Raw genomic sequence first — 16,272 nt, forward strand, 5'->3', positions numbered from 1 at the left:
GGCGTATCGACGCTTGCCATCGCGCAGTCGCGGTACGGGCGTCGAACGTTGGCAGACGCCGGTTCAGGTATTACGGCGTCACGGCATCGGCCTGAAAAAAGACCGTCATCCCGACATGGGGTGGCGGTTTTTTTATGGACGCGAGTCCTTGGCGATATGCTCATGCGCATTCCCTTGCCTCAAGCGTCGCGCCCGTCGCGCTTGATCTGTCTAGCCACAGAGAAATATGGGAAGGGAAGAGGGCGGGGCGTTACCGATACCCCAAAAGAAAAAACCCGGCGCCAGGCCGGGTTCGAAAGGTACTACGTTACCGAGGAGACTGGCTGTCGCTGCATCAACTGTGAGCCACAGCGACAAATTTTCAAGCGTCCCTGGTGACAGCGCTATCAAAGCGCTATCGATTACTTCTTGGCGCTGGCAGCACGCGAAGCCTGAGCCGCAGCCTTCGAGGCAACGTTAGTCGCGGCGGCAAAATTCGTCTCAGCGATTTCAACGGCTTGCTTGGTTGCCTTCTGCACGCTGTCAAACGCGCTGTTAGCTGCCGACAGGGCCGATTTGGCGAGCGCAACGGCCGACTCGGAACCTGCCGGGGCGTTCTTGGCCAGGTTGTCGAACAGCGCTTGCACGTTGTGCGAGCCTTCAGCCAATTGGGCTTCGGCCACCTTGGTCACTTCGGCTTGCGTCGACGAAGCGATTTCATACAGGTGACGGCCGTAAGCAAGTGCCTTTTCGGCAGCCGGCTGAACGAGGTTGGCTTGCAGGGCGAGCAGTTCTTGCGCGTCCTTCACAGCGAAAGCCTTTTGCGCGGTCGAAGCGGATTCGGCCAGCGATGCCTTGACGGCTTGCAGGTTCAGCTCGACCAGCTTCTCAACGCCTTCAAAGGCTTTGTTGGTCAGGCCAAACAGGGTTTCAAGGTTGGCTTTGTGGGCGGCAGCGAGTTGCTCGGGGGTCAGAAACGACATGGCGTTCTCCTATGGTGTCATATACAACATATCGACCCACTCCGTGTTCGCTGGTTGGTTCTCACCTTATGTCGGTGAAAACACGGTTGGGGCCTCTCAAATGGATGCGATCTCTTTTGTGCATCGCACAATTGCAAGTGTAGAGATATTTTTGTGAGTGTCAAGTCTTTTTTGTGCGGCGCACCAATTCAACAAAAGCTTACAAAATCAAAAGCTTGAGGTTCCTTGATTGGCGAATGACACTGCGTTGCGGCGTATTTTGCGCGTCGCCCGGAAATCCTTGATTGGTGCGGCTTTGCACCAGGTTGGCACCCGGCGCACCATGCGTGGCGATGGTACTATCGACGAGTTCCGGCACTGGCGGGACGGTGGCGTGCAAGATTACAACACCTGCTCGAGGGGGTGGTGTGCGCCCCGTGCGCCGGTGCCGATGTCGTTCAACGCCTTTTTGTGTGCCGCACCCGCCGGCCCTCCGCGTCGATGCAAGCGTTTTACAGCGACCATTTCGTCCTGCCGTTGCCGCCGGGGCATCGGTTTCCCATGGAGAAGTATTCCCGTCTGCGCGAACGCGTCGCTGACGAGTTGCCGAACGTCCTCTTGGCCGAGGCATTGCCCGCCGACGACGTGATGCTGGGGCGCGCCCATTCGTTGGCGTACGTGGCGCGCGTGAGTGCTGGCGAGCTGAATCCGAAAGAGCAGCGAGATATCGGCTTTCCCTGGTCGCCGCAGATGGTTGAGCGTTCGCGCCGGTCCGCCGGGGCGACGGTGGCCGCCTGCCGCGCGGCGCTCTCCGATGGCGTGGCCGTAAATCTTGCTGGGGGCACCCATCATGCCTATGCCGATCGCGGCGAAGGGTTCTGCGTATTCAACGACGCCGCCGTCGCCGCCCGCACGATGCAGGCTGAACTTGGCCCCGGCACGCGTGTTGCGATCATCGATCTCGACGTGCATCAAGGCAACGGCACCGCCGCCATTTTCGAGCACGACCCGAGCGTGTTCACGTTGTCGCTCCACGGCGAACACAATTATCCGTTCCATAAGGTGAACGGCGACCTCGATGTGGCATTGCCGGACGGTTGCGGCGACGACGAGTATCTTGTGGCACTCGGTCACGCGCTCACCGACCTTTTCGCGCAATTCACGCCCTCTCTCGTGATCTATCTCGCCGGGGCCGATCCGTTGGAGAACGATCGGCTCGGTCGGCTTGCCCTCACGCATGACGGGTTGCTCGCGCGCGACCGTCGCGTGCTGACGGCGTGCGCCGAGCGGGGGCTGCCGGTCGCTATCGCGATGGCCGGCGGCTACGGGCGCGACATCTCGCAGACGGTCGCCGCGCATTTCGCCACGATCCGCTTGGCCAGCCAATTCCTGCGTGTGAGCCGCCGTGTCCATCACGCGCCGGCGGGCGGCGTTCTCGTATGAGTGAACGTCAGACGACATCGCCGCATCCCGCGCAAACGGCCAGTGCGCCTTCAACGGCAGGCGTTGCCCGTCTCGGGATCTGGAGCGCGACCATGCCATGGTGGTTCGTGCTGATCTGGAGCACCGGTTTTATCGTTGCCAAGTACGGCATGCCGAATGCCGAACCGCTCACCTTTCTCGCACTGCGCTTCGGCGGCACGTTGCTGGTCATGTTGCCCGTTGCATTATTGACGGGCACGCCTTGGCCCGTGCGACGCGTAAGCACGGGCGTGCACGACTCCGCGAAGCGAATCGACTGGCCGCTCATTGCCCACCTCGCCGTTTCGGGCATTCTGATTCAGGCGGTGTATCTCGGTGGCGTATGGGCTGCGATCAAACAGGGTGCGCCAGCGGGGCTGGCGGCGCTGATTGTCGGCATCCAGCCATTGTTGACAGCCCTCTTCGCACGCGTGGTCGGCGAGCCGGTTTCGCGCCGGCAGTGGCTCGGATTGCTGTGCGGATTCGTCGGCGTCGGCCTGGTCGTTGCCAACAAGGTTGGCGTTCGTGGCATCGGTGCTGGGGCGGTGGCGTTGTGTGTCCTGAGCCTGTTTGCGATCACGGCGGGCACACTCTATCAAAAACGTTTCTGCGCGCATTTCGATCTGCGTGTCGGTACGCTCGTGCAGTTCGGTGCTGCTTTCCTCGTGACGCTGCCCGCAGCGTTTGCGCTCGAGACCATGCAAGTGCGCTGGAACGCTGAAATGTTCGGCGCGCTCGCGTGGTCGGTGCTGGCGCTGTCGATTGGTGCGATTTCCTTGCTGTTCCTGTTGATCCGTCATGGTGCTGCGACCAAGGTGTCCAGCCTCATGTATCTCACGCCCCCGACCACCGCCGTCATGGCCTGGCTGTTGTTCGGCGAAACGCTGTCTCCGTTGAGCGCAGCCGGAATGGTCGTTGCGGCCCTTGGTGTCGCCCTTGTGATCGAACGGCGCGCGGCGCCTGCCGCGCCGGCATCCTGAGGCCGATACCGACTTTCTTTCATCGATTGCCGCGAGCCCAAGTCCATGAAACCAGAACACCCGCGTGCGCAAGCCGCTCAACCCTCGCAAGGTAGCAACGCCGCGACGTCCGGCCTGCCTATGCAGCAACCCCTGGCTGGGGAAAGTACCCATCGACCGGTTGTCAACGATAACGCCGCGTTGCGCGTGGAATATGTTGACGAGGCGATTCGCAGCCGACGCTCGATTCGTGCTTACCTGCCAACACCTGTGCCGGAGTCGACCGTGGCGGACATTCTCTCGGTGGCGTCGCGTGCGCCTTCGGGCAGCAACATCCAGCCGTGGCAAACCTACGTGCTGACGGGAGGCGCGCTGAAGTCGCTCACGACGCGATTGCTGGACGCGTTTAACGACCCGGCGCAGCGGTTGATGCACCAGGAAGAGTACGCATACTACCCGCGCGAGTGGAGTGAGCCCTATCAGGCAAGGCGTCGCAAGGTGGGTTGGGATTTGTACAGCTTGCTGGGCATCGGGCGCGCGGACAAGGAACGCATGCATGGGCAGCACGCACGCAATTTCACGTTCTTCGATGCGCCGGTAGGGTTGATCTTTACGATCGACCGGCATCTGGAGCAGGGCAGTTGGCTCGACTATGGCATGTTCCTGCAAAGCGTGATGGTGGCGGCGCGGGCGCGCGGGCTCGATACCTGTGCACAAGCGGCCTTTGCCACGTTCCATCAGGTGATTGCTGCGGAATTGCGGTTGCCGGAAACACGGATGGTGGTATGCGGCATGGCATTGGGTCATGCCGATCCAGAGGCGGTCGAAAACCGGCTCGTTACCGAGCGCGCGCCCCTGAGCGAGTGGGCGCATTTTTTGAATTAACGTATATCAAGAGGTTGGCGTAATTTGGCAATTTGTGGCGGTTGTGCAGTTTTCGCGTTGCGCTGCACAAAACTGCCAGATGCCGGTTTAAGTATTTCAGCTAAGTCATTCATATTGCTTATTTTTTCGGAAGTTACTAAACTTCTCCCAACCTCGTTGCCTGCCAACCTCACGCTACCCCCAATTTATGTTCGCGATCACGACTCTTGCGCGTCTGTGCCGCTCCCGCCTCTGGGGTGCTGCCGTCGTGGCGATTTCGCTCGCCGCCGGTGCCCCGGCAGTCACTTACGCCGCTGGTAAGACGAGCGAATGCTCGCCCAAGACGGCCAAGACTGCTGCCCAGAAGCGCGCATGTGCCAATCCCAAAGCGGCGACATCCGCCGCTTCCAAATCCGGTGCCAAACGCGCCACTGCCACGACCGCTGCTCGCGATAGCAAGAGCGTGAAGACTGGCGGCAAAGCCCGTAAGCTGGCCACCGTCGACGACGACGGACCCGCAGCCAAGCGAGTCGCCGTCAAACGCGTCGTCTACAAGAACGGAAAGCGTCGCGTCGTTACGTCGTATCGCACCGTGAACTTTGCGCCGCAGGCACCGGAACGTCTGTCGGCAGGTCGTGCGTTCGGTCTGCATGAAACGCCCGATGCCCTGGCGCTGCGCTCGTCCGTCGCTTACGTGGTCGACGAGCGTACTGGCGAATCGTTGTTCGACAAGAACTCGCAAGCGGTACTGCCGATTGCCTCGATCTCTAAGCTGATGACGGCGATGGTGTCGCTCGATGCCGGTATCCCGATGACGGACGTCATGGAAGTGACGGACGAAGATCGCGATTACGAAAAGGGCACGGGCTCGCGCTTGTCAGTGGGTTCGCGTCTGTCGCGCGAAGACATGTTGCACATTGCGCTGATGTCGTCGGAGAATCGCGCGGCGGCTGCACTGTCGCGTTACTTCCCGGGCGGCCGTCCCGCGTTCCTGGCGGCGATGAACCGCAAGGCGAAGCAACTCGGCATGAACGACACGCACTTCAATGACCCGACGGGTCTGTCGAGCCAGAATGTGTCGAGCGCGCGTGATCTCGTGAAGATGGTCAAGGCCGCTTATCAGTACCCATTGATTCGCCGTTTCTCGACGGATTCCAATTACGACGTCAATACCGGCCGCCGTGAATTGCACTACGTCAGCACGAATCATCTTATCGGTCATCCGGGCTGGGAAATCGGCTTGCAGAAAACGGGCTACATCAATGAGGCAGGTCAATGCCTCGTGATGCAGGCCAACGTTGAGGGCCGTCCCGTGATCATGATTCTGCTCGATTCGACGGGCAAGTATTCGCGCTTCGCCGATGCCACGCGTGTTCGCAAGTGGCTGCTCGAAGGCGGTGGCGCTACGCCGCAACGCACCGCAGGCACGACACCGACGGCACAGGTGGCAACCAACAGCGGACACGCGCTGTAAGTCGCCGCTGTCGGGCGTTATCAACGCCCAAGCAAAAGGCGCTCCCTCGGGAGCGCCTTTTTGTTTTCCGCCGGCGTATTCGCAACGGTTAATGCCTGTGCTGTGCCGGCATCTGCCACCCTGCGTGATTCACGAGGGCGGCCGACATTACCTCCAACGCAGAAATGCCGGCCGGCTTGACCATCTGCCGGGGGAGCCTCAAATCACTCGGCTGCGGCGATCTGCGACAGGTTGCCACTCGTGTCCGGATTCGGCGAGTGAAAGCCGAGCGACGCTGAAATGAGCAACGCCGTCTCGTTCAGATTGGCGAGCCATGCGTCCTGCAAGCGGTCGGCGGGGGCGGAAAGGGAGAGCCCGGCAACGAGCTTACCGCTATCGTCGTAGATTCCCGCCGCAATGCACCGCACGCCCAGCTCGAGTTCCTCGTTATCGCGGGCATAGCCCGACTTGCGCACGTGGTTCAGTTCGCGCTCGAGCTTTTGCAGATCGGTAATGCTGTTGCGCGTATGCCCAGACAGCCCGGTACGCGTAGCGTAGGCACGCACGCGAGAGGCTTCGTCCGCAGCGAGGAAGAGCTTGCCGACAGACGTGAGATGCAAGGGCGCGTGCCCGCCAATGGCGCGTACGACCTGCATGCCCGAGCGCTCGCTGTAGGCGCGTTCGATGTAGACGATTTCATCGCCCTGACGTACCGACAGGTTGACCGTTTGGCCGGTGATACGGTGCAGGCCACGCATCGGCGTGAGGGCGGCGTCGCGCACTGACAGACGGGCTTTGACCAGATTGCCGAGTTCGAGCAGGCGCATGCCGAGACGGTAGGTTCCCGGGTCGCAACGATCGACAAAACGGCAAGCCACCATGTCGTTCAGAATGCGGTGCGCGGTCGACGGATGAAGTTCGGTGGCTTGCGCCAATTCCTTGAGACTGACGGGATCGGCATGGCCGGCAAGTGCATCGAGCAGACGCATCATGCGCTCGATCACCTGAATGGACGTGCGCGACTCCGCGCCTTGACTACTTTCGTCTTTCATGGGGTAGGGCCGAGTTTCGTATAGGGTCGATTCTATATCATATTGTGAAAAATTCGCAGGCTTCGCGTAGAGGAGTTATGCGAAAAATCCGGCCCGCCAATGAGGGCCGGCAAGCCAAGGCTGCCTTGTCCGGCGAGTTGGGAGCGTCGTGACGGGCGTGCCACGGGAAAGCGTTGCTGCCGCAGTAACCGCCGACCGAAACCGAAAGTGGTCTTCCGCTTCCGTGCCTATCATTCCCTTGCCATTTAATTCGGTGTCCGGCCGGTTCGGACGTTTCGGCGGCACCATAAAGGAGGCGCTGGGAATGTATGGGTATGTTTATGCGCCGGCGGCGCCATTGCCGCGAGGGAAGTGTGAACTGAAGCACAAGGCCGCCACAAGCGGAGCGTCGATTGCCGAGAAGCACGCGGAAATCGTCCGGCAGTTTCAGCAGATCGCAAATACAAAGGCGCAGTTGGGGTTGGGCAGCGAGTCGATCACCAGGCTGGAGAGCGCATTTTTTTCGACGTACAGAAAGGCGACCTCGGGCTACTGGGGGGGCGGCCTTTGGGATGGGTTTTACCGTTACGCATCCAATCCCGGTCGTCAGGGCTTGTACTTCCTGGTAGGCGAGCAGTTGAACGACCGCGATATCGAACGCCTCACGCCGTCTGCCCGGCGGTTTTCGATGATCCTCGGGCATTTATCGGACGCCTTGCGTAAGGAGGAGGAGATCCTGCGCAAATGTGGCGAGGTGACTGTGCGCTCGGCGGCGTTCCGGAGTGCGACTTTCGAAGACATCAATTCGGAAAGGGCCGAATACGCGAAGATCGGGGCCGAATGCATGGAGGTTCTGGCCGAAATCGAGCAGTGTCTGGGGGATGTGCGCGAGACGATCCGGTGCGGATCCAAGGAGGTGTGGCCGGAGAGGAAACACTTCGGCAAGCGCTTTGCGCTCTCGGCGGCCCTTTACTGCATTGCCGGCGGCATTGCGGTCGCGGGACTGATTGCGTCGAGCGGCGCCCTCGCTGTTGTCGCGGTGGTTCTGACGATGTTGATTCGTGTCGTCAGTCTGGGAAGTATTCGCGGGTTTGACCGTGAGCGTGGGTGGAAGTCTGTTGAAAGTCTGTTGGCGAATACCAAGCAATTCATTGAAACGGAGGGGACAACGATGAGAACATATTTGGATATCAGCGACCGGCGTGCCGCGCTGGCACGTGAGGACATGATGTGGAATCTGCTGACGGACGTGAGGGCTCAGACACAGGGCCTCAATGGTCAGGTCAGCGCCATGGCGGAGCAATTCCATAGTATCGCTTCCGGCCTGGACTCAATGCGGAGCGATGTCGGGCAGCAGTTTCAGACAGTCGAGCGGCGCTTCGATACATTGGTCGGACAGCAGAGTCAGGCAGTCGAGCGGCGCTTCGATACATTGGTCGGGCAGCAGTGTCAGGCAGCCGAGCGGCGCTTCGGTACATTGGTCGGGCAGCAGAGTCAGGCAGCCGAGCGGCGCTTCGATGCATTGGTCGGGCAGCAGTGTCAGGCAGTCGAGCGGCGCTTCGATGCATTGGTCGGGCAGCAATGTCAGACAGTCGAGCGGCGCTTCGATACGTTGGAAAGCGGCCTCGATGCGACGATGACAGCGGGCTTTCGTGGCGTTGAAAGCAAGCTCGGCGATTTCAAAAGTGATCTCCAGCGTTTGTCGCGAGTGCAGGAAGAGATGTCGGCGCGACTGGCATCTGCGATGCCGATGACAACCCCCAGGCAGGCGTCGCCCAGCAACAGGCCGGTGCCCGAGCGCGCGAACTCCTGGAGTCCATATACACATGCCAGCGCTCGCAGGGCTTGATGGGCGGTGAACGTCTGCACGCCTCGCTGCGATATGCGGGAATCCACGCTGGGCCGGTCGGGCCCAGCGACTTATAATGGCGCATTATTCCCGAATAGAGGATTCCCCCAATGCGCGTCGGACTGTTTGTCACGTGTCTGATCGACATGATGCGCCCGGAGATCGGCTTCTCGACACTCAAGCTGCTCGAGACCGCCGGCTGCGAGGTCGTGATTCCCGATTCCCAGACCTGTTGCGGCCAGCCCGGCTACAACTCCGGCGAACGGGCCATCGCCCGCGATCTCGCCCAGAAATTTCTCGATGAATTCGAATCGTTCGACTATGTCGTTGTGCCGTCCGGATCGTGCGGCGGCATGGTCAAGGCGCACTACGGCGACCTCTTTGCCGACGATCCCGAACTCATGGGGCGCTATGAACGACTGCGTCCGCGCGTGTATGAACTGACCGATTTTCTCGTCAATGTGCTGCATGTCGACGCAGTGCCCGGCGATTACAACGGCGAAGTCACTTATCACGACTCTTGTTCCGGGCTGCGCGAGCTTGGCGTGAAGACGCAGCCGCGCGCGTTGCTCGCGAAGATGCCCGGCGTGAAGATGACGGAGATGAAGGACTGTCAGGCTTGCTGCGGCTTCGGGGGCACCTTCGCACTCAAGTACGGCAACATCTCGACGGCCATCGTCGATGAGAAGTGCGCCAACATCGCGGCGAGCGGTGCGCCGGCGGTTGTGCTCGGCGACCTCGGGTGCATGCTCAACATCGAAGGGCGTCTGCGCCGCACCGGCGATACGAAGACGCGCGTATTGCACATCGCCCAAGTGCTCGCCGGCGATGCGTGAGTTCACCGCAGCCTCCCCGACAATCACGTTCGTGTGCGCGCTGACGCGTACCGGCGGTCATTACCTCTCGTGAGTCGCGATGCAAGTTCAATCGATGCAATTCAAGGCGCGCGCCGGGCAGAAGCTCGCCGATCAGCGTTTGCAAGCCAATCTCAAGAAGCTCTCGACCAAGTTCGTGACGGCGCGGGCGACCGCGATCGAGGAGATCGACTTCGAGGCGACGCGCGAGGCGCTCAAAGAGCGGCGCAATCGCGGCCTCGAGACGCTTGACGTCTGGCTCGAAATCTTCGAGCGCGAAGCCACCCGGCGCGGGGCGACCGTGTTGTTTGCGGAGTCGACGCAGGACGCGGCGCGTCTGATTGCGGAGATCGCTCGCAAACACGACGTGAAGAAGGTGATCAAGTCGAAGTCGATGGTCACCGAGGAGTTGCAACTCAACAAGGTGCTCGCCGACATGGGTGTCCAGTCGGTCGAGACCGACCTCGGTGAGTACATCCTTCAGATCAACGACAACGAGCCGCCGTCGCACATCATTGCGCCGGTGGTGCACAAGGATAAGGACGAAGTCGCCGACCTGTTCGCGCGCGTTCACCACAAGCCGCGTCTGACTGAAATCCCGGCGATGACGCGCGAAGCGCGTGAAATGCTTCGCCCACAGTTTCTATCGGCCGATATGGGCGTGACCGGGGGCAACTTCCTCGTGGCGGAAACCGGCTCCGTCGCCGTGGTGACGAACGAAGGCAATGAAGGCATGTGCACGATCATGCCGCGCGTGCATGTGGCGGTGACAGGCATCGAGAAGGTGCTGCCCACGCTCGAGGATCTGGCGACGGCGATGCGTTTGCTGCCGCGCTCGGCAACCGGGCAGGGCACGTCGAACTACTTCTCGCTGCTGACCGGTACGCGTGCCGAGGGCGAAGTCGACGGCCCCGATCATATGTACTTCGTGCTGGTAGACGGTGGCCGCTCGGGACTAATCGGCGGTGCGTTCCAGGAGATGCTGCGTTGCATTCGCTGCGGCGCGTGTATGAACCACTGCCCGGTCTATCAGAAGATCGGCGGGCATGCGTACGGCTGGGTGTATCCGGGGCCGATGGGATCGGTGCTCACGCCGAGTTATGTCGGGCTCGAGAAGACACTCGATTTGCCGCAGGCGGCGACGCTTTGTGGCGAGTGCAATCGCGTCTGCCCGGTGGGTATTCCGATCTCCGATCTGCTGCGCAAGCTTCGCGAGCGTCAGGTCGATCGCGGTCTGCGTCCGTGGCAGGAACGGGCGGCACTCGCCGCGTGGGCCTTTGCCGCACGTCGTCCGCGCCTTTATGCCGCGATCTCGGGCCTGGGCTCGTGGGCGTTGAGAAGGATGGGGCGCGATCGTGGCAGCATTTCGAAGTTGCCTTTCGCCGGCGGCTGGACCGACACACGGGAGATGCCCGCACCGAGCGGGAAAACGTTCCGTGCCATGTATCGCGAGCGTCGTGTGCCGCGATGAGTGTGGTGTGAGGTGGGTGCGTTGGGGGAATTGATGCTGCCTCGATGCGGTGCCAAAGCATCGTCAATGCACCGCTAATCCACCGTTAATACCCGCCGATATGCTGGTTTGGCAGTAAAAGCGCCGGGCCCCGAATGTCTGTGCCAGACAAGTCGGGGCCCGGCTTTTTTATGCCCGTGCGACTCAGATTCGGGCGGGCAACGCGAGGCGTTTTTCAATGCGTCGCTGCAACGCCGACAATCCGGTCGACAGCACCCAGTAGATGGCAGCACACGCGAGATAGAGCGGTAGCGGCTGATAGGTCGACGCAATGACCTCCTGTGCGGAGCGCAACAACTCGGTCACGGTGATGACCGAGACCAGCGACGTGTCCTTGATCAGGCTGATGAGGCTGTTGCCGAGACTCGGCACGGCGATACGCAGGGCTTGCGGTGCGATGACATAGCGCAGTGTCTGCCAGTACGACAGCCCCAGGCTGTACGCCGCCAGCCATTGGCCGCGCGGCATGCCCTCCAGGGCGCCGCGCATGCTCTCCGACAGGTATGCGCCGACATTCAGACTCAGGGTGAGGACTCCGGCCGGTGTGGGCTCGAGCGAGATGCCGATGCCCGGCAGTCCGTAATAGATCACGAAGATCTGTACGAGCAGCGGCGTGCCGCGCATTACGCTGACGTAGGCGCGGGCGATGGCGCGCAGCACGCGGACCTTGCCGATGCCCATGATCGCCACGATGACGCCGATTGCCAGACCGAACACCATCGACATCAACGCGAACTTGATCGTGAGCACTGTGCCTTGCAACAGCACTGGCATGGATTGAGCGGCGAGTTCGAATGGATTCATGGGGGATTTGGGGTAGTGAGTCGTGAGCCGGAAAGACGACGGCCGGCACTCGCGTCGTTGGCGGAGTGCCGGCCGTGATGCGACCGAAAGGTGTCGCTGCTCGGCGTGCGTCTTACTTCGCCGGTTTGGACACGTCCTCACCAAACCACTTTTCCGCAAGCTTGGTGAGCGAACCGTCCTGCTTCATGCTTGCGAGTGCATCGTCGATCGCCTTCGCGAATTTCGGATTGCCCTTGCGGAACGGGATGCCGACCGATTGGTTGGTGCTTTGCAGCACGGCGCCGGGGCGCAACGGCAGGTTCGACGTCTTGATCAGATACGCCAGCATCAAACGATCGTTGAGCGCGGCATCGACACGACCGGCGGCAAGATCGCGCAGGTACTCGGGCGCGCCCGGGTAGGTGCGCACGTCGATGCCGGGCACGGCTTTCGCGAGCTTGTCGTAGTTGCTGCCAAGGCTCACACCGAGCTTGTGCCCCTTGAGCGCTTCGAGCGAGTTGAACTCACGCTTGTCGTCCTTTCGCTGAATGAGCTGCGCGGCGGAGTAGGTGTACGGCTGACTGAAGTCGAGCGACTTCTTGCGCTCGTCCGTGATCGCGACCTGATTGACGATGACGTCGAACTTGCCCGCCACGAGGCCACCGATAATGCCGCTCCATTCCGTTGTCACGAACATGGGTTTCACGCCCAGACGTTCGGCCACGGCCTTGGCGACGTCGACATCGAAGCCGTCGAGCTGACCATCGGTGCCGCGATAGTTGAAGGGCGGGTAAGTGCCTTCGATACCGATTTTCAGCACGCCGGCAGACTTCACGGTGTCGAGCAGATCGGCGGCGCGGGCGGGCGACGCGCCGACGAGTGCGGCGGCGGCCAGCGGTACGAGGCACAGCGTCTTGAGCCAGGCTTTCATGATGAGGAAGTCTCCGTGAGGCGGATGAGGGTTGCGACGTTCAGCCGGTCAGGCCGTACGCAGCGCTTGCACGCATTCTCGCACCAGCTCTGGGCCGCGGTAAATCAGGCCGCTGTAGACCTGAACGAGGCTGGCGCCGGCATCGAGCTTGGCCTTCGCGTCGGCACCCGACAGAATGCCGCCAACGCCGATGATCGGCAACGCACCGCCCAGCTCGGTTGCGAGTGCGCGGATGACGCGATTCGAGGCGTCGAACACCGGGCGCCCCGACAGGCCGCCCCTCTCGTTCGCGTACGGCAGCCCCGCCACCGCTTCGCGCGAGAGCGTCGTGTTGGTGGCGATCACGCCGTCGAAGCCATGACGTGTAAGGGTGCCGGCAATGACTTTGATCTGTTCGTCGTCGAGATCGGGGGCGATCTTCAGAGCGATCGGCACGTACTTGCCATGGCGATCAGACAGTTGGCGTTGCTTGTCCTTGAGCTTGCCGAGCAGGGCGTCGAGTTCGTCGCCGCCTTGCAATTGGCGCAGATTCTTCGTGTTGGGCGATGAGATGTTGACCGTCACGTACGTTGCATACGGATAGACCTTCTCGAGGCAGATGAGGTAGTCGTCGACGGCGCGTTCGATCGGCGTGTCGGCGTTCTTGCCGATGTTCAGGCCCAGCGGCCCTTTGTAGCGCGCCGACTGTACGTTCTGAAGAAACTGCTCCACGCCACCGTTGTTGAAGCCCATGCGATTGATGATCGCTTCGGCTTGCGGCAGGCGGAAAATGCGCGGCTTCGGATTGCCCGGCTGCGGGCGCGGCGTGACCGTTCCCACTTCGACAAAACCGAAACCGAGTGCGGCGAGGCCGTCGATGCAGCTGCCGTCTTTGTCGAGACCGGCGGCAAGACCGACAGGGTTCGGGAAGCGGATACCCATGACCGTGCGAGGATCTTCGGGCAGCGTTTGACCGACGAGACCGGCCAGTCCGAGCGACGCGGCGCCGCGCAGCGTGGCCAGCGTCAGGTGGTGGGCTTGTTCGGCATCAAGACAGAACAGGGCGCGACGGGCCAGAGGATAGAAGGGCGCAAGCACGATGTCGGGGTTGGCAGAATCGGAAAGTCGCCATTTTACCGGTATCCCGGTCGCAGAGCGCGTCTTTTTCTACGCTCTGCGTACTCTTGTTTGGCGCGGTATCGGCCAGGAAATGAGCGCGATGCGCACTGCTGGCGTGGTGGGTGGGAGGGTCGAGGTGCTACTGGCCGGCGGCGTCGAGCATGGCTTCCGGCATGTCTTGCCATTGTCCGTCGAGCAGGCCCTGGAGTGGCCGGAAGTTGGCCTTGTAGACCATCTTGCGGCTTGCCTGAATCCAGTAGCCGAGATAGACATGAGGCAGTCCGAGCGCACGTGCCTGCTCGATCTGCCAGAGGATGTTGTAGGTGCCGTACGACGCGCCCTCGACGTCAGGGTCGAAGAACGTATAGACCGACGACAAGCCATCGCTCAGGATGTCCACCATGCTGATCATGCGCAGCGTGCCTGCGCCCTGATGGCCGGGCGGTTCGCGAAATTCCACCAGACGGGAATTCACGCGGCTTTGCAGCAGGAACTGCTCGTACTGCTCGCGGCTGTCGTGATCCATGCCGCCGCCTGCGTGACGCCGCGACTGATAGCGCATATAGAGCTGGTAATGCTCTTCGGTGTAATGCAGGCCCGAAACGTTGACGGCGAGGCCGGCGTGGCGCCGCCAGATACGGCGCTGCGTGCGGTTCGGGGCGAAGCGCTCGATCGGCACCCGCACCGGAACGCACGCACGGCAGCCATCGCAGTAGGGGCGGTACGTGAAGACGCCGCTACGACGGAATCCGGAGCGAACGAGTTCGCTATAGACGTCCGAGTTGATCAGATGGCTGGGCGTGGCGACCTGCGAGCGCGCCGTGTGATTGTCGAGATAGCTGCAGGGGTAGGGCGCCGTTGCGTAGAACTGAAGGGCAGACAGCGGAGAGAGCGGCAGTTCGTTCGGATGGGTCACTGCGAAACCTCGTGAGCCTTATCTGCTGCGTTACCGTAGGCCAGTGCGCTGAGCATCTGCTTATCCAGACGCCAGACCGGCGCGGGGGCCATGACTGCCGTCTGCACATGCGCCAGAAATGTCTGACGGGGGATTTCGCCGCCGCCGAGCGATGCCAGATGGGCAGTACTTTGCTGGCAGTCTATCACCTCTATTGCGTGTGTGCGTGCAAACGCGACGAGCGCGGCGAGTGCGATTTTCGACGCGTCTGTGCGCTTGGCGAACATCGATTCGCCATAGAACATGCGTCCGAGCGCCACGCCGTAAAGACCGCCGACGCGCTCGCCTTCGTAGAAGGTTTCGACGCTGTGGGCGAGCCCGGCGTCGTGCAGCGCGCGGTACGCCGCAACGATGGCGGGCGTGATCCATGTGCCGTCCTGACCGCGCCGGGGCGCTTGTGCGCACGCCTGCATGACTGCGGCAAAGTCGGCGTCCAGACGGATTTCCCACGCGTCGTCGCGCAGCACGCGGCGCAGCAGTTTGCGGAAGTTATGGCTGACGACGAAGTTCTCGGGCCGCAGCACCATGCGCGGGTCGGGGCTCCACCAAAGTACGGGCTGTCCCTGCGAATACCACGGGAAGATGCCCTGCCGGTAGGCGGCGAGCAGGCGTTGCGGTGAGAGGTCCAGCCCGGCCGCGAGCAAGCCCGGCGCATCGCTCGAGGCGTCGAGCGCTTCGTCCACTGCCGGGAACGGATCGTTTGCTTCGAGCCAGACGACCATGGTGACGTTAGCGCTCCGGAGCGGCGGGCGACTTCATTCGATGCGCGATGCTCGTGCGTTCAGACACGCAGCATCGGCGTGAGGATGTCCTCGGTATGCGCCGTATTGACGGGCAGCGACGGGACGGGTACGCCGGGCGCGGCGGCGTCTTGTGCGGCTTCGAGGTGTACGCCGAATGCCCCTGCGCGGCGGTCTTCGAAGAAGAAGCGCAAGGTCTTGGCGACGGTCGGGAAAGCGATCTCGTCCCAGGGAATCTCGTCTTCCGTGAAGAGGGCGACTTCGAGGCTCTCTTCCCCGGCGGCGAACTGCGGCTCGCGCATCTGTGCCAGATAGAAGATATGCACCTGATTCACGTGCGGCACGTTGAGTAATGAGAAGAGGGCGCCGACTTCGACAACGGCGCCGGCTTCTTCGAGTGTCTCGCGTGCCGCAGCCTGCGACGTCGTTTCGCCAATTTCCATGAAGCCCGCCGGCAGCGTCCAGTAGCCGAGCCGCGGCTCGATGGCGCGCTTGCACAGCAGCACCTGATCGCCCCACACAGGCACCGTGCCGAGCACGTTGCGCGGGTTCTGATAGTGGATGGTGCCGCAATGCGTGCAGACATGCCGCTCGCGGTTGTCGCCGGGCGGAATGCGCAACTCGACCGGGTGGCCGCAGGCGGAACAGAATTGGATGGGAGGACGTCGGTTCATGGTTGCTGCGAGTGTATCATCGGCAACGCACGCTGTGCGGCGACGCAAACGGGGTGTCGGGATAACCCGTGCTGCGGACGCACGTCGCGATTTTTCACCGGCACGTCTGCATGCCTAGAAAAAAATTCCGCGAGTCGTGTTGCACTGCGATGGCAATTGCCATATAATC

General features: G+C 61.9%; 16 protein-coding genes. 7 read left to right on the forward strand and 9 right to left on the reverse strand.

Going from position 1 to position 16,272, the window contains the following annotated elements; genetic code table 11:
- Positions 1–401 precede the first annotated feature (401 nt).
- Together AT395_RS11335 and AT395_RS25565 are read right to left on the reverse strand one after the other, a co-directional pair.
- Positions 402–962 (reverse strand): phasin family protein, encoded by a 561-nt coding sequence (locus tag AT395_RS11335; protein WP_039374715.1) that lies wholly within the window; start codon positions 960–962, stop codon positions 402–404.
- 199 nt (positions 963–1,161) lie between these two features.
- Positions 1,162–1,341: a hypothetical protein gene (locus AT395_RS25565; RefSeq protein WP_048629265.1), complete on the reverse strand. Its 180-nt coding sequence runs from the start codon at positions 1,339–1,341 to the stop codon at positions 1,162–1,164.
- Between the two features lie 101 nt (positions 1,342–1,442).
- Here AT395_RS25565 and AT395_RS11340 point away from each other — a divergent pair, with 101 nt between their 5' ends.
- The 4 genes from AT395_RS11340 (at position 1,443) to pbpG (ending at position 5,699) form a co-directional block, all read left to right on the forward strand.
- The gene (locus AT395_RS11340; protein WP_048629307.1) at positions 1,443–2,384 is read left to right on the forward strand and encodes a histone deacetylase family protein; all 942 of its coding nucleotides are present in this window, start codon (positions 1,443–1,445) and stop codon (positions 2,382–2,384) included.
- Positions 2,381–3,382, forward strand: a complete 1,002-nt coding sequence (locus AT395_RS11345; protein WP_082117854.1) for a DMT family transporter — start codon at positions 2,381–2,383, stop codon at positions 3,380–3,382. Before AT395_RS11340 ends, AT395_RS11345 begins: the two co-directional genes overlap by 4 nt.
- A gap of 114 nt (positions 3,383–3,496) precedes the next feature.
- Positions 3,497–4,246, forward strand: a complete 750-nt coding sequence (locus tag AT395_RS11350; protein ID WP_376738389.1) for a nitroreductase — start codon at positions 3,497–3,499, stop codon at positions 4,244–4,246.
- A 187-nt stretch (positions 4,247–4,433) separates the two neighbouring features.
- Positions 4,434–5,699 (forward strand): D-alanyl-D-alanine endopeptidase, encoded by a 1,266-nt coding sequence (gene pbpG, locus AT395_RS11355; RefSeq protein WP_042115565.1) that lies wholly within the window; start codon positions 4,434–4,436, stop codon positions 5,697–5,699.
- Positions 5,700–5,902: 203 nt separating this feature from the next.
- Here pbpG and AT395_RS11360 read toward each other — a convergent pair whose 3' ends face one another.
- Positions 5,903–6,730: an IclR family transcriptional regulator gene (locus AT395_RS11360; protein WP_048629266.1), complete on the reverse strand. Its 828-nt coding sequence runs from the start codon at positions 6,728–6,730 to the stop codon at positions 5,903–5,905.
- Between the two features lie 223 nt (positions 6,731–6,953).
- On the opposite strand from AT395_RS11360, the gene AT395_RS11365 reads away from it, so the two are divergent.
- The 3 genes from AT395_RS11365 to AT395_RS11375 all read left to right on the forward strand — a co-directional run bounded on the left by AT395_RS11365 (position 6,954) and on the right by AT395_RS11375 (position 10,883).
- Positions 6,954–8,558 (forward strand): hypothetical protein, encoded by a 1,605-nt coding sequence (locus AT395_RS11365; RefSeq protein ID WP_125347431.1) that lies wholly within the window; start codon positions 6,954–6,956, stop codon positions 8,556–8,558.
- Positions 8,559–8,668: 110 nt separating this feature from the next.
- On the forward strand, positions 8,669–9,394 hold the full coding sequence (locus AT395_RS11370) for a (Fe-S)-binding protein (RefSeq protein WP_042115568.1): 726 nt from the start codon (positions 8,669–8,671) through the stop codon (positions 9,392–9,394).
- Positions 9,395–9,473: 79 nt separating this feature from the next.
- Positions 9,474–10,883: a lactate utilization protein B gene (locus AT395_RS11375; protein WP_048629268.1), complete on the forward strand. Its 1,410-nt coding sequence runs from the start codon at positions 9,474–9,476 to the stop codon at positions 10,881–10,883.
- Between the two features lie 183 nt (positions 10,884–11,066).
- On the opposite strand, the gene AT395_RS11380 is transcribed toward AT395_RS11375, so the two are convergent.
- The 6 genes from AT395_RS11380 to AT395_RS11405 all read right to left on the reverse strand — a co-directional run bounded on the left by AT395_RS11380 (position 11,067) and on the right by AT395_RS11405 (position 16,085).
- Positions 11,067–11,726 (reverse strand): amino acid ABC transporter permease, encoded by a 660-nt coding sequence (locus AT395_RS11380; RefSeq protein ID WP_048629269.1) that lies wholly within the window; start codon positions 11,724–11,726, stop codon positions 11,067–11,069.
- A gap of 112 nt (positions 11,727–11,838) precedes the next feature.
- Positions 11,839–12,636 carry a transporter substrate-binding domain-containing protein gene (locus AT395_RS11385; protein WP_042115571.1) on the reverse strand — a complete coding sequence of 266 codons (798 nt, stop codon included), beginning with the start codon at positions 12,634–12,636 and terminating at the stop codon, positions 11,839–11,841.
- 48 nt (positions 12,637–12,684) lie between these two features.
- A complete protein-coding gene (locus AT395_RS11390) occupies positions 12,685–13,713 on the reverse strand; it encodes a quinone-dependent dihydroorotate dehydrogenase (RefSeq protein ID WP_048629270.1) in 1,029 nt (342 codons plus the stop codon).
- Positions 13,714–13,873: 160 nt separating this feature from the next.
- Complete coding sequence (locus tag AT395_RS11395; RefSeq protein ID WP_048629271.1) at positions 13,874–14,650, reverse strand: arginyltransferase; 777 nt, start codon at positions 14,648–14,650, stop codon at positions 13,874–13,876.
- Positions 14,647–15,411, reverse strand: coding sequence for a leucyl/phenylalanyl-tRNA--protein transferase (gene aat / locus AT395_RS11400; RefSeq protein WP_042115574.1), 765 nt, complete (start codon positions 15,409–15,411; stop codon positions 14,647–14,649). Before aat ends, AT395_RS11395 begins: the two co-directional genes overlap by 4 nt.
- A gap of 59 nt (positions 15,412–15,470) precedes the next feature.
- Positions 15,471–16,085 carry an NUDIX hydrolase gene (locus AT395_RS11405; RefSeq protein WP_045852681.1) on the reverse strand — a complete coding sequence of 205 codons (615 nt, stop codon included), beginning with the start codon at positions 16,083–16,085 and terminating at the stop codon, positions 15,471–15,473.
- Positions 16,086–16,272: the final 187 nt, after the last annotated feature.

The sequence above is a fragment of the Pandoraea apista genome, assembly GCF_001465595.2.
In the GTDB taxonomy this organism is placed as follows: Bacteria; Pseudomonadota; Gammaproteobacteria; order Burkholderiales; family Burkholderiaceae; genus Pandoraea; species Pandoraea apista.